Consider the following 12,213-nt stretch of genomic DNA (forward strand, 5'->3'; position numbering starts at 1 on the left):
ATGACGACGCTCGCGTTCTCCAAGGGCCATGGCACCGGCAACGACTTCGTGCTGTTCTCCGACCCCGACGGTGAGCGCACCCTGACTCCCGAGCAGATCCGCTTCCTCTGCGACCGCCGGTTCGGCGTCGGCGCCGACGGCGTGATCCGTGCGGTGCGTTCGCGATCCATCCCAGAGGGGGCCGCGTGCCTCGCGGAGGAGCCCGACGCCGAGTGGTTCATGGACTACTGGAACGCCGACGGAACCCCCGCCGAGATGTGCGGCAACGGCGCGCGCGTATACGCGCACTACCTGATCACCCAGGGGCTCGTCTCGCCCGAGCGGCGCGACACGCTGCCGATCGGTACGCGCGCCGGGGTGAAGGATGTGCTCGCGGGCGTCGCCGGCTACACGGTCGACCTGGGGCGCTGGCGACTCGCCGGCGAGCGCCTCGTCGCAGCTCAGGGCCTCGACGTCGCGCGCCCGGGGCTCGGGATCGACCTCGGCAATCCGCACGTCGTGGCGGCTCTGGCGGATCCGGCGGAGCTCGACGGGCTCGACCTGCATCGGGAGCCCGCCCTCGAACCGGTCGCCGAGGGCGGGGCGAACGTCGAGTTCGTCGTTCCGGAGGACCCGCTCATCAAAGACGGAGTCGCTCGCATCCGCATGCGCGTGCACGAGCGCGGTTCGGGGGAGACGCTGTCGTGCGGCACGGGCACGGCTGCTGCCGCGCTCGCCTTCCGCCACTGGGGCGGCGAGGGGATGCCGAACCATTGGAGAGTCGATGTTCCCGGCGGGCGCCTCGCGGTGCGCATGTTCCCGACGGAGGAGGGCGAGCACGTTTCGCTCAACGGACCCGCTGAGCTCGTGTACTCGGGCGAGATCGAACTCCCCGACGCCTGATCCGGCGCAGGAGCGACTACACGCGCCGCGCGCGGATGATGTGAAACCCCTTGTCGCGCGCCGGGCGATCGACGTCGAGGTCGGTGAACTCCGACGCGATCCAGCGTTGCAGGGAGTCGGCGCCGAGGTGCTTCGCCACCACCAGGTGCGCGACGCCCCCGTCAGCCAACCGCGGGAGCCATTGGCGCAGGATCCCGTGCAGCGACTCTTTCCCGACGCGGATCGGGGGGTTCGAGCGGATCTCCCCGAAACGCACGTCCTCGGGCACCTCATCGGGGGCGGCAACCCGAAGATGGCGGAGGCCGAGGCGATCCGCATTCATACGCGTCAGTTCGCGCGAGCGCTCGTTGACATCGATAGCCCAGACCTCGCGCTCCGGCTGGTCGAGAGCGGCGTCGAGCGCGATCGCGCCCCAGCCGCACCCCAGGTCGAGGAGCGGACCGGAAGAAACGGCGCCGAGCGCGTCGCGTTCGGGGAGCTCTCGCAGCAGGATCGCAGTGCCGCGGTCCAGCTGCTCCGGGCTGAAGACCCCTCCGGCCGTCACGACCGTGCGAGGTGCGCCCCCGAGCGCGACCTCGATCTCGCGGGGTCGCAGTTCGCCGTCGGGGGATTCGGAGAAGTAGTGCTGGGTCACGCCTCCCAGTATCCCAGGCCGACGCCGACGGCGATTCCGAGCGCGCACTGCGCCCAGGGCGAACGGCCGACGCGCCCGGGCGCACCCCACGTACACTGGAAGCCAGATGATGAAACGTAACGCAGATGATGCAGTGCTCGCAGACGAGAACGCCGTCGTGAGCGACGCCCCGGCGACCGGATCCGCTGCGCACGCTGATCCCCTCGACCGCGTGCTCGCGCGCGCGGCCGGAGCCGGATCGGCCACCGTGATCCGCGACCTCACCAGCGGAGCGCAGGCACTCGGCGACGCCGACCACGATCGCCTCGAGGGGGGCTTCGACGCGATCCGGATGGAGCGCGAGGACCGCGCGTCCCTCAAGCGCGTCGTCGGGCTCTCCACGGAGCTCGAGGACGTGACCGAGGTCGAGTACCGTCAGCTGCGGCTCGAGAACGTCGTGCTGATCGGCGTGTACTCCCAGCGGACTGCGGAAGACGCGGAGAACTCGCTCCGCGAACTCTCGGCGCTCGCCGAGACCGCGGGCGCCCGCGTGCTCGACGGGCTGCTCCAGCGCCGCGCGCACCCCGACCCTGCGACATACCTCGGCAAGGGCAAAGCGCAAGAGCTCGCCGAGCTGGTGGCGGCCGTGGGGGCCGATACCGTGATCGCCGACACCGAACTGGCCCCGAGTCAGCGCCGCGCGCTCGAGGACGTCGTGAAGGTCAAGGTGATCGACCGCACGGCCGTCATCCTCGACATCTTCAGCCAACACGCGAAGAGCCGCGAGGGCAAGGCCCAGGTCGAGCTCGCCCAGCTCCAGTACCTGCTGCCGCGGTTGCGCGGGTGGGGCGAGTCGATGTCGCGCCAGGCGGGCGGCCAGGTGGGATCCGCAGGGGCTGGGATGGGGTCGCGAGGCCCCGGCGAGACCAAGATGGAGCTCGATCGACGCAAGATCCATACCCGCATGTCGAAGCTGCGCAAGCAGATCGCCGGCTTCGCTCCGGCGCGAGAGGCGAAGCGCGCGAATCGCAAGCGCGGCGAGGTGCCGTCGGTCGCGATCGCCGGGTACACGAACGCGGGCAAATCGAGTCTGCTGAACCGGTTGACCGGCACGCAGGAACTCGTGCAGAACCAGCTGTTCGCGACGCTCGACACCGCCATCAGGCATGGCGAGACGGATGACGGCCGCCGCTTCACGTACGCCGACACGGTCGGCTTCGTGCGCAACCTGCCGCACCAGCTCGTCGAGGCGTTCCGCTCCACGTTCGAGGAAGTCGGCGAGGCCTCGGTGATCCTGCACGTCGTCGACGGGTCGCACCCCGACCCTGAGGCGCAGCTGCGCACCGTGCGAGACGTGATCTCCGAGGTGGACGCGCAAGACATCACCGAACTCGTCGCGTTCAACAAGGCCGACTTGCTCGACGAATCGCAGCGGCTCGTGCTGCACGGCCTCGTTCCCGATGCGGTATTCGTGTCTGCGCGCACCGGCGAGGGCATCGAAGAGCTCAAGCGCCGCATCGATGCTGCGCTGCCGGTGCCGGAACGCGAGATCACCGTCGTGGTTCCCTACGATCGCGGGGAGCTCGTGGCTGAATTGCACGAGCGCAATCGGGTGCTCGAGACGGAGTACGTCGAGACGGGCACGCGAGTGCGCGCGTACGTGACCGCGGAAATGGCGTCGAAACTGGAGCAATACGTTCCATAAGCCCACCTTGGGTTCGGGTAACAGGGAGCAACATCGCTCGTCGTTCGGGCGTCAGCTGGATACCTTGGGGGAGTTCCACGGGGAGCAGCAGCAGCTGTGATCCTTGAGTTCCCACGAAAAGGACGGCTATGACCGCAACGACGCACCTGCCCACCGCGACGATCCTCGGATACCCCCGGCTCGGACGCCGCCGCGAGCTGAAGCGGGCGATCGAGTCCTTCTGGAAGGGGCACACCGACGAAGCAGCGCTCCAGGAGACGGCAGGCGAACTGCGCGCCGCGACGCGCGCACGCCTCGTCGAGCTGGGGCTCCCGGCCGAGGGCGGCGCAGTACCGGAGAGCTTCAGCTTCTACGATCAGGTGCTCGACGCGACCCTCGCCCTCGGCGCGATTCCTCCGCGATTCGCCGATATCGCGGGCAGCGACCTCATCACGTACTTCGCGCTCGCGCGGGGTGACCGAGACCATCAGCCGCTCGAGATGACGAAGTGGTTCGACACGAACTACCACTACAGCGTTCCCGAGATCGATGAGACCACCCCGCTCGCGGCGAACCCGGCGCAGCTCGTCGCGCAGCTGGCGGAGGCTGCGGAGCAGGGCATCGAGTCGCGCCCGGTGATCGTCGGCCCCGTCACCTATCTGCTGCTCGCGAAGGCTTCGGACGGCGCCGGCGAAGGCTTCCGCCCGATCGATCGTCTCGACGAGGTCGTCGGGGTCTATGCCGAACTGCTCGCGGCGCTGAACGAGGCGGGCGCCGGCTGGGTGCAGCTCGACGAACCCGCGCTCGTGTCGGATTCTCTTCCGGTGCCCCGATCCGAGACGATCGCGCTCGTGGAGCGGGCGTACTCGATCCTGGGCGGCGCCGCCGCACGACCGAGCATCCTGCTCACGGCGCCCTACGGCGACGCGGCGGACGCGCTCGCGCGACTCGGGTCGCTCCCGGTCGAGGCCGTGCACGCAGACCTCGTGCGCGGCAGCCTGCCAGAAGCCGACCTCGTATCGGGTGCGCTCACGTCCGCGTTCGCCGAGACGCAGTTCGTCGCGGGTGTCGTCGATGGGCGCAACATCTGGAAGACGGATCTGCGCGCAGCATTCGGCGCACTGGAGCGACTCCAGCGAGCCGGCATCGACGTCGTCGCCGGCACGTCGAACAGCCTGCAGCACGTGCCGCACGACGTGCGCGATGAGACCCGGCTCGACGTCGAACTCGCCTCCTGGCTCGCCTTCGCAGACCAGAAGATCGAGCAGGTCGTCATTCTCGCTCGGGGGCTCGCCGACGGGGGCGCGGCGATCGAAGCGGAGCTCGCATCGGTCGACGCGATCCTCGCTGCGCGAGCGCAGGCCTCAGGTGTACGGGTCGATGGGGTACGGGGCCGCGTCGACGCCGTCACCGTCGCGGATCGCGAGCGCGATCACGAGGGTGAGCGCCGCGCTGCGCAGCAGGGGCTCGGCATTCCCGAGCTCGCGACCACCACCATCGGGTCGTTCCCGCAGACGGTCGAGATCCGCAAGGCTCGAGCCGCGTTCGGCAGGGGGGAGATCGGCCAGGAGGAGTACGACGGCTTCCTGCGCGATGAGATCGCACGCGTGATCCGCTTGCAGGAGGAGATCGGTCTCGACGTTCTCGTGCACGGCGAGGCCGAGCGCAATGACATGGTGCAGTACTTCGCGGAGCTGCTCGACGGGTTCGCAGTCACGGAGCACGGCTGGGTGCAGTCGTACGGCACGCGCGCCACGCGCCCGTCCATCCTGTGGGGCGATGTATCCCGGCCGGCGCCGATGACGGTCTCCTGGTCGGCGTACGCGCAGTCGCTCACCGACCGACCGGTCAAGGGCATGCTCACGGGTCCCGTCACGATCCTCGCATGGTCGTTCGTGCGCGATGATCAGCCCCTCGCGGACACGGCGTCGCAGGTGGCGCTCGCGCTGCGCGACGAGATCGACGATCTGGTCGATGCCGGGATCCGCATCGTGCAGGTCGATGAGCCGGCACTGCGCGAGCTGCTGCCGCTCGATGCGGACCGTCAGGCGGCGTATCTCGACTGGTCGGTGGGAGCGTTCCGTCTCGCGACGAGTGGAGCCGCGGCCGATGTGCAGATCCACACTCACCTCTGCTATTCGGAGTTCGGGGAGATCATCGACGCGGTCGACGGGCTCGACGCCGACGTCACGAGCATCGAGGCGGCTCGCAGCCGGATGGACGTCGTGGAGCCGCTGGGGGAGCACGGGTACTCTCGCGGGATCGGGCCCGGCGTCTACGACATCCACTCGCCGCGGGTGCCGAGCGTCGCTGAGCAGCAGGAGCTGATCCGTATCGCGGCCGCGCGCATTCCCGGCGAGCAGCTCTGGGTGAACCCGGACTGCGGGCTGAAGACGCGCGGTTACGAAGAGACCGTGGCGAGCCTGACGAACCTGGTTCACGCGGCTCGCGCGGTGCGCGCGGGCGCGTGAGCGCGTCGGGCGGGATCGAGGCGGAGGCAGCGCGGCACGTCGCTCCCGCCTCTGGCTGGATCGCCGACGAGCTTCCGACGGAGGCGGTGGGAAGCCTGCCGCGACCGGCGAGCCTGCAGCGGGCGGTGCTCGACGCCGAAACCGGGCTGATCGATTCCGAGGAACTGCTGCGCGAACAGGACCGCGCGGTGCGCGATACCCTCGACCGCTTCGCGGAGACCGGTTCGCCCCTCGTGGGCGACGGCGAGCAGCGCCGTCAGAGTTTCGCCAGTTACCCGCTCGGCACGTCGTTCGACGACGGCGACGTCAGGGCAGGCCCGGTGTTCGCGGTGTTCGCCGACGGGCATCATCGCGTGATCCCCAGTCTCGCGCGCGGCCCGTTCCGGTTCCGATCCTGGGCCGCGGACGACGTCGCCGCGGCGCGGCCCCTGACGCACCTGCCGCTGAAGCAAGCGGTGATCTCACCGTCGATGCTGTCATTGATGGTGCCGCCCGACGGTCTCGGCGAGTACTCGCGGGAACAGTTCCTCGAAGACGTGGTCAGCGGCTGCGTCGAAGACATCCGTCGGAGCTTCGCCGCGGGCGCGTCGCGCATCACCATCGACTTCACGGAGGGGAGACTCGCCCTGCGACGGGATCTGCGTGCCCCTTGGGCGGGACCGGAAGCGCTCGGAGGCTTCATCGATCTCATCAACCGAGTGCTCGCCGACCTCACTCCCGAACAGCGCGGGGCCGTGGGCGTGCACACCTGCCCGGGCAACGATCACGATTCCGCCCATAGTGCCGACGTCGACTACGCCGCTCTCATTCCCGAACTGTTCCAGATCGAAGCGGGGTACTTCCTCATCCAGGCTGCGAGCGAGAAGGATCCTGATCGCGTGGCGCGCCTGGTCGGCCGTCAGCTGCGGCAGCGCTCGCGCGCGGCGGGGACGGCGCCGCGGGTTCTCATCGGCGTCACCGATCCGATGAATCCGAAACTCGAGACGGCAGCCGAGGTGCGCGACCAGCTGGTGCGGGCGTCCCGCTTCATTCCCGCCGAGTTGCTCGGCTCGACCGATGACTGCGGGTTCTCGCCGTATCTCATCGATGAGAAGCCCAAGCACGGCACGCCTGACTTCGCCCGTGAGGTCGCGTTCGCCAAGATCGCGGCGCGAGTGCGCGGCACCGAGCTCGCGCAGCAGGAGTTCTCCGGCGCCGAATCTGCTCCGGCGTCGTATGCCGGATTCGGTCGCACCGGCGCTGCGGCCGCGCGTCCCGTGCACCGTTCCGCAGACGCCGCACCTGGCGTGGAGCGGCAGGAGGGGCGCCGGTGAACTCGTTCCTGCTTCCGAGTCGTGGCGCAGCTCGCGCGCGATTCTCGTTCGAAGTGTTTCCCGCGCGTTCAGGAGCGGCTGCGCTCGCGCTCGGTCACGCCGTGCAGCACCTCTCCGCCGCGGATCCCGATTTCATCTCGGTGACGTACGGGGCGAACGGGTCGAACCGTGATGCGTCGCTCGACCTCGTGACCTACTTGCGCGATCACACGAGTGCGCTGCCGCTCGCCCACCTCACGACGGTGGGGGAGCAGCGCGAGGCGGTGAGCGCTGCGATACACGCGATCATGGATGCGGGAGTGCACGACTTCCTGGCGCTGCGCGGGGATCCACCGCGCGGGTTGACGGAGAGCGACGCGGAGGTCTCGGAGTCGTTGAGCTCGCTCGAACTCGTGCGGTTGATCTCAGAGGCCCGAGCGGAGCGACCGGCGCTGACCAGCGTCGGTCGCACCGCGGTCGCGGCCTACCCGAACGGCCACCCGCTCTCCCGCTCACGGGCAGAGGATATCGATTGGCTCGTCGCGAAGCAGGAGAGCGGTGCTGATCTCGCGATCACGCAGCTCTTCTTCCGCGCAGACGATTACCTGTCGTTCGTCGAGGACGCACGCGCGGCTGGACTTCGCATTCCCGTGCTTCCCGGCCTCATGCCCGTCGCGACGAGTGCGCAGCTGCGCAAGGTCGCATCGCTCGCCGGGCAGCCGGCCCCGATCGAACTCGCGCGTGAACTGGACGCAGAGGGCGGCTACGCACCCGAACTCGGCGTCGAGCACACCGTCGCCTTGGCGCGAGAGCTGCTCGCGGGAGGGGCCCCGTCCGTGCATCTGTACACGTTCAATCGGCACGAGCAGGTGCTCGCCGTGCTCCGAGAGCTGGGTCTGCTGACTCCGAACCCGGTCGACTAGGCCCTCACCGTCACGCGGATCGAGCGCCGCCCGGTCCAGTCCCTGTCTCGGTGGCCGGCAGGCCCGCAAGTGCTTGAGGATACGAGCCCGCGGTGCGCTCCGCGAGGTGCAGCAGTGCCGCGGGCACGGTTCTGCCGGACGCCAGCATCGTTCGCGCCCAGAGGCGACCAGCGCGGTACGAGGACCTCACGAGCGGGCCGGCAAGCACGCCGGAGAAGCCGAGCGACTCCGCTTCGTCGTGCAGGTCGACGAATTCCTCTGGCGGAACCCAACGAGCGATCGGGTGATGCCGTGCCGAGGGGCGGAGGTACTGGGTCAGGGTGAGGATCTCGCACCCTGCGGCTCTGAGTTCGGTCATCGTCTCGGAGATCTCCGCACGCGTTTCGCCCATTCCGAGGATGAGGTTCGATTTGGTCACCATTCCCGCATGGTGCGCCCTCGTGATGACCCCCAGTGAGCGTTCGTATCGGAAGCCGGGCCGAATGCGGCGGAAGATGCGGGGCACGGTTTCGAGATTGTGGGCGAACACCTGCGGAGCCGCCTCGAACACCTGCTCGAGATCCTCAGGTCGGCCGCCGAGATCGTCGACGAGCACCTCGACGCCGGCGCCGGGATTCATGGCGCGCACCTGCCGAATGGTCTCAGCGAAGAGCCAAGCGCCGGTGTCGGGCAGGTCATCGCGTGTCACGCCGGTGATGGTGGCGTACCTCAGGCCCATGGTGCGCACCGATTCTGCGACCCGGCGCGGCTCGTCGCGGTCGAGCGGGAGCGGCTTTCCGCTCGTGATCATGCAGAAGTCGCACCTCCGGGTGCAGATCGAACCTCCGATGAGAAACGTTGCTTCGCGATCCTCCCAACACTCGAAGACGTTGGGGCAGCCGGCCTCCTGGCAGACCGTGTGGAGCCCTTCGCCTGCGACCAGGTCGCGCACCTGGCGGTACTCCGGGCCGAGCCGGGCGCGCGTCTTGATCCACTCCGGTTTCCGCTCGATCGGAGTCTCGGCGTTGCGGGCCTCGACGCGGAGGAGCGGTCGGCCCTCCGGCTCGGGGCGGGTGCCGGTCGAAGGCAGGCGACGCGCGCTCATGCGGTGAACTCCGCGATCACATGGGCGAGGTGCACCTGGAGGTCGGGTGCCACGATCTCGGGCGGGATTCTCCGACCGGCGAGTGCGCTCAGCGTGGTCACGCCGGCGTCTGGAATCCCGCATGGCACGATCCGGGAGAACGGCTCGAGGTCGTTGCAGCAGTTGATCGCAATTCCATGGGTGATGATGCCGGCGCGGGCGTGCAAGCCGATCTGTGCGAGCTTCGTCGGCGGATGATCAGGATGGGTCACCCATACTCCCGAGCGGCCTTCCACGCGTGTGCCCGATACGCCGAATGCGGCCACGGTGTCGATGATCGCCGTCTCGAGGGCGCGTACGAAGTCGACGACGCCGGCGCCGGACCGCAGCCGGACGACCGGATAGCACACCAGTTGGCCCGGACCGTGCCAGGTGACTCGTCCGCCCCGGTCGACGGCGACGACGGGAGTGCCGTCCGACGGGTACTCATCCGGCTCGGCGCGGCGACCGGCGGTGTACACCGGCGGGTGCTCGAGCAAGAGGACCGTGCCGCGGTCGAGGCCCTGCTCGATGCGGTCGACCGCCTCGGCCTGGAGCTCGAGTCCGCGCTCGTACGGCACGCAATCAGGGTGGAATCCGAGCGCGAGCATCGGCGCTCGAGAACGGGTGGATGGAATCGGCATCGACGCAGTGGCCATGCGATCACTGTAGATGGACTCGGTTCAACAAAGCAACCGCCGCAGCGAGCGAAGGGCTGCGGGTGGGTCCCAGCACTCGCGCGTCGGTGTCCAGCGGTGCTGCGCCGCGGCGACGCCGCGCCCTGCGATCAGACCGAACGGAAGACCGCGACCACGCGCCCGAGTACTTCCGCGTGATCGCCCAGGATCGGCTCGAACGCGCTGTTGCGAGGCAGGAGCCAGGTGTGCCCGTCTCGGCGGCGGAACACCTTCACCGTTGCCTCTCCATCGAGCATCGCTGCGACGATGTCTCCGTTCTCGGCTTCGCGCTGCTGCCGGATCACCACGAAATCCCCATCGCAGATCGCTGCGTCGATCATCGAATCGCCGACGACGCGCAGCATGAAGAGCTGTCCGTCGCCGACGAGAGCGCGGGGGAGCGGCACGATCTCCTCGACCTGCTGCTCCGCAGTGATCGGTACGCCGGCCGCGATCTGACCGACGAGAGGAACGTACGCCGCTTCTTCGGGGCGCTGCGCGGGTGCGTCGTCGATCGCCGACGAGGTCGAGGCGAGCTCGACCAGGATCTCCAGGGCTCTCGGCCGGTTGGGGTCGCGGCGGATGTAGCCGCCCAGCTCGAGCCTGCTGAGCTGATGCGTGACGCTCGAGAGCGAGGAGAGCCCCACCGCGTCGCCGATCTCTCGCATGCTCGGCGGATACCCCCGGCTCTCCACTGAACGCGCGATGCACTCGAGGATCGCCTGCTGCTTCTCGCTCAGCGGCTTCGTGGATCGGGGCGCGGCTGCGTCGCTCATCGCTGTCCTTTCTGGCCCCAGGGGGCGATGCGGATGGGGCGCGATCCATGAATGTCGGTGGGTGCTGATTCAGTGATCCCGTTGACCGAAACCCTAGCCGCAGCATTCGAAGACCGACAAACATATGTTCGAGTGTCGCGGAAAAAGAGCGAAACGTATCTTCGAAAAGACGCTTGCGGTTTCGATTCATCGAATATATATTCGAAACAGATGTTCGCATGGGCTCCACGCCCGCGTCATCGCAAGACTAAGGAGAAGTCATCATGAGCGCATCTGCTGTTCTGGGCCGGGAATCACGAGAGTCGACCGAAGCTTCGGGCTCGCTCCGCCTGACCCGGCGCGGGCGCATCGTGTTCGGTGGATTCGCCACGGTGCTCGTCGCCGGTCTTCTCGCTCTCATGGCCGCACTCGCGGCTCCGGAGGCGATGGCCGCGGCTGAGGGGCCGAACGGCGAGCAGTTCGATTACGTCGTGGTGCAGCCAGGCAGCTCGCTCTGGTCGCTGGCGACTGATCTCGACCCGACGGCCGACCCTCGCGATGTCATCACTGAGATTGTGCAGTTGAACCAGCTGGACGGTTCATCGCTGCAGGCGGGTGATGCGATCGCCGTTCCGCTGCGGTACTCAGATCATCCGCGCGTGGTGTCGGGCGACGAACTCGGGGCCTGACCGACTGATCGTCGAGGGGCTCACCGGCTTTAGACTGGTCGGGTGACTAGCTTGAGCGACCTCCCTCTTCGTGACAATCTCGTCGGCCAGGAGCCCTACGGCGCCCCGCAAGACGCGGTGCCGGTGAGCCTGAACGTCAACGAGAACACGCATCCCATTCCCGAGCACGTCGCCATCGACATCGTTCAGTCACTCGCTCGAGCGGTAACCGGTGTGAACCGATACCCTGACCGCGAGTTCACGGAGCTTCGGAGCTCCCTCGCGGGGTACCTCGGCCACGGCCTCAGCGTGGAACAGCTATGGGCGGCGAACGGATCGAACGAAGTGCTGCAGCAGGTGCTGCAGGCATTCGCCGGTCCGGGGCGGTCACTGCTGAGCTTCACGCCGACGTATTCGATGTACCCGCTGCTCGCCTCCGGAACCGATACCGAATGGATCGCTGTCGAGCGTCCCGCAGATTACGCGCTCACGCCGGAGGGCGTCGCCGAAGCGCTGCGCGAGCACCAGCCGGACGTCGCGATCCTCTGCGGTCCGAACAATCCGACGGGCACGTCGCTCAATCGTGAGGTGATCCTCGCCGCTTACGATGCGTTCGACGGCATGCTCGTCGTCGACGAGGCGTATCACGAGTTCGACACCGAGCGTGAGAGCGCGGTGGCGCTGCTCCCCGGACGCCACCGGCTCCTCGTATCGCGGACCATGAGCAAAGCGTTCGCGTTCGCGGGCGTGCGTCTCGGATACCTCGCCGCCGACGCGGCAGTGGTCGACGCCCTGCGGCTCGTGCGCCTGCCGTATCACCTGTCAGCGCTCACCCAGGCGGCCGCGACCGCTGCGATTCGTCACGCCGACGCGATGCTCGCCACGGTGGCCGACATCAGTGCGCAACGCGATCGTCTCGCGGACGCCCTCACCGCCCTCGGATACGTCGTGCACCCGTCGGGAGCCAACTTTCTGCTCGTCGGCGGGTTCACCGACCCGTCGGCCACGTTCGAAGCGCTGCGCGCACGTGGCATCCTCATCCGCAATCTCAGCATTCCAGGCCACCTGCGCATCACCGCAGGCACGAAGGCCGAGACGAGTGCGGTGATCGAGGCGATCACGGCACTCGGGCCGGGCGGCGCCTGA

11 protein-coding genes are annotated in these 12,213 nt (G+C 68.5%); 7 read left to right on the forward strand and 4 right to left on the reverse strand.

All coding sequences use genetic code 11. The features are described from left to right. Positions 1-882 carry a diaminopimelate epimerase gene (gene dapF, locus JSQ98_RS00990; RefSeq protein ID WP_090147872.1) on the forward strand — a complete coding sequence of 294 codons (882 nt, stop codon included), beginning with the start codon at positions 1-3 and terminating at the stop codon, positions 880-882. A gap of 16 nt (positions 883-898) precedes the next feature. Here dapF and JSQ98_RS00995 read toward each other — a convergent pair whose 3' ends face one another. Further along, complete coding sequence (locus JSQ98_RS00995) at positions 899-1,516, reverse strand: class I SAM-dependent methyltransferase (RefSeq protein ID WP_211647974.1); 618 nt, start codon at positions 1,514-1,516, stop codon at positions 899-901. Positions 1,517-1,622: 106 nt separating this feature from the next. Here JSQ98_RS00995 and hflX point away from each other — a divergent pair, with 106 nt between their 5' ends. From hflX to JSQ98_RS01015, 4 genes are all read left to right on the forward strand, one after another. After that, positions 1,623-3,200, forward strand: a complete 1,578-nt coding sequence (gene hflX / locus JSQ98_RS01000) for a GTPase HflX (RefSeq protein ID WP_211647975.1) — start codon at positions 1,623-1,625, stop codon at positions 3,198-3,200. A 128-nt stretch (positions 3,201-3,328) separates the two neighbouring features. Beyond that, positions 3,329-5,650 (forward strand): 5-methyltetrahydropteroyltriglutamate--homocysteine S-methyltransferase, encoded by a 2,322-nt coding sequence (gene metE / locus JSQ98_RS01005; RefSeq protein WP_211647976.1) that lies wholly within the window; start codon positions 3,329-3,331, stop codon positions 5,648-5,650. After that, positions 5,647-6,963, forward strand: coding sequence for a uroporphyrinogen decarboxylase/cobalamine-independent methonine synthase family protein (locus tag JSQ98_RS01010; protein ID WP_249290662.1), 1,317 nt, complete (start codon positions 5,647-5,649; stop codon positions 6,961-6,963). Before metE ends, JSQ98_RS01010 begins: the two co-directional genes overlap by 4 nt. After that, entirely contained in the window at positions 6,960-7,865 is a 906-nt protein-coding gene (locus JSQ98_RS01015; RefSeq protein ID WP_200329465.1) for a methylenetetrahydrofolate reductase, read from the forward strand. Before JSQ98_RS01010 ends, JSQ98_RS01015 begins: the two co-directional genes overlap by 4 nt. Positions 7,866-7,875: 10 nt before the next feature. On the opposite strand, the gene lipA is transcribed toward JSQ98_RS01015, so the two are convergent. The 3 genes from lipA to lexA all read right to left on the reverse strand — a co-directional run bounded on the left by lipA (position 7,876) and on the right by lexA (position 10,441). Then, entirely contained in the window at positions 7,876-8,949 is a 1,074-nt protein-coding gene (gene lipA / locus JSQ98_RS01020; protein ID WP_211647977.1) for a lipoyl synthase, read from the reverse strand. Then, a complete protein-coding gene (gene lipB, locus JSQ98_RS01025) occupies positions 8,946-9,626 on the reverse strand; it encodes a lipoyl(octanoyl) transferase LipB (protein WP_249290663.1) in 681 nt (226 codons plus the stop codon). Before lipB ends, lipA begins: the two co-directional genes overlap by 4 nt. 128 nt (positions 9,627-9,754) lie before the next feature. After that, positions 9,755-10,441 (reverse strand): transcriptional repressor LexA, encoded by a 687-nt coding sequence (lexA, locus tag JSQ98_RS01030; protein WP_370567934.1) that lies wholly within the window; start codon positions 10,439-10,441, stop codon positions 9,755-9,757. Between the two features lie 242 nt (positions 10,442-10,683). Here lexA and JSQ98_RS01035 point away from each other — a divergent pair, with 242 nt between their 5' ends. Together JSQ98_RS01035 and JSQ98_RS01040 are read left to right on the forward strand one after the other, a co-directional pair. Next, positions 10,684-11,088, forward strand: coding sequence for a LysM peptidoglycan-binding domain-containing protein (locus JSQ98_RS01035; protein ID WP_090147888.1), 405 nt, complete (start codon positions 10,684-10,686; stop codon positions 11,086-11,088). A gap of 42 nt (positions 11,089-11,130) precedes the next feature. Then, positions 11,131-12,213 carry a histidinol-phosphate transaminase gene (locus JSQ98_RS01040; protein WP_211647978.1) on the forward strand — a complete coding sequence of 361 codons (1,083 nt, stop codon included), beginning with the start codon at positions 11,131-11,133 and terminating at the stop codon, positions 12,211-12,213.

The organism is Leucobacter manosquensis (assembly GCF_018304845.1).
In the GTDB taxonomy this organism is placed as follows: domain Bacteria; phylum Actinomycetota; class Actinomycetes; order Actinomycetales; family Microbacteriaceae; genus Leucobacter; species Leucobacter alluvii.

What these genes read in the sequence shown, in the direction of transcription:
- dapF (WP_090147872.1), top strand. Translation starts at nt 1, where the DNA reads ATGACGACGCTCGCGTTCTCCAAGGGCCATGGCACCGGCAACGACTTC.
- hflX (WP_211647975.1), top strand. Translation starts at nt 1,623, where the DNA reads ATGATGAAACGTAACGCAGATGATGCAGTGCTCGCAGACGAGAACGCC.
- metE (WP_211647976.1), top strand. Translation starts at nt 3,329, where the DNA reads ATGACCGCAACGACGCACCTGCCCACCGCGACGATCCTCGGATACCCC.
- lipA (WP_211647977.1), bottom strand. Translation starts at nt 8,949, where the DNA reads ATGAGCGCGCGTCGCCTGCCTTCGACCGGCACCCGCCCCGAGCCGGAG.
- lipB (WP_249290663.1), bottom strand. Translation starts at nt 9,626, where the DNA reads ATGGCCACTGCGTCGATGCCGATTCCATCCACCCGTTCTCGAGCGCCG.
- JSQ98_RS01035 (WP_090147888.1), top strand. Translation starts at nt 10,684, where the DNA reads ATGAGCGCATCTGCTGTTCTGGGCCGGGAATCACGAGAGTCGACCGAA.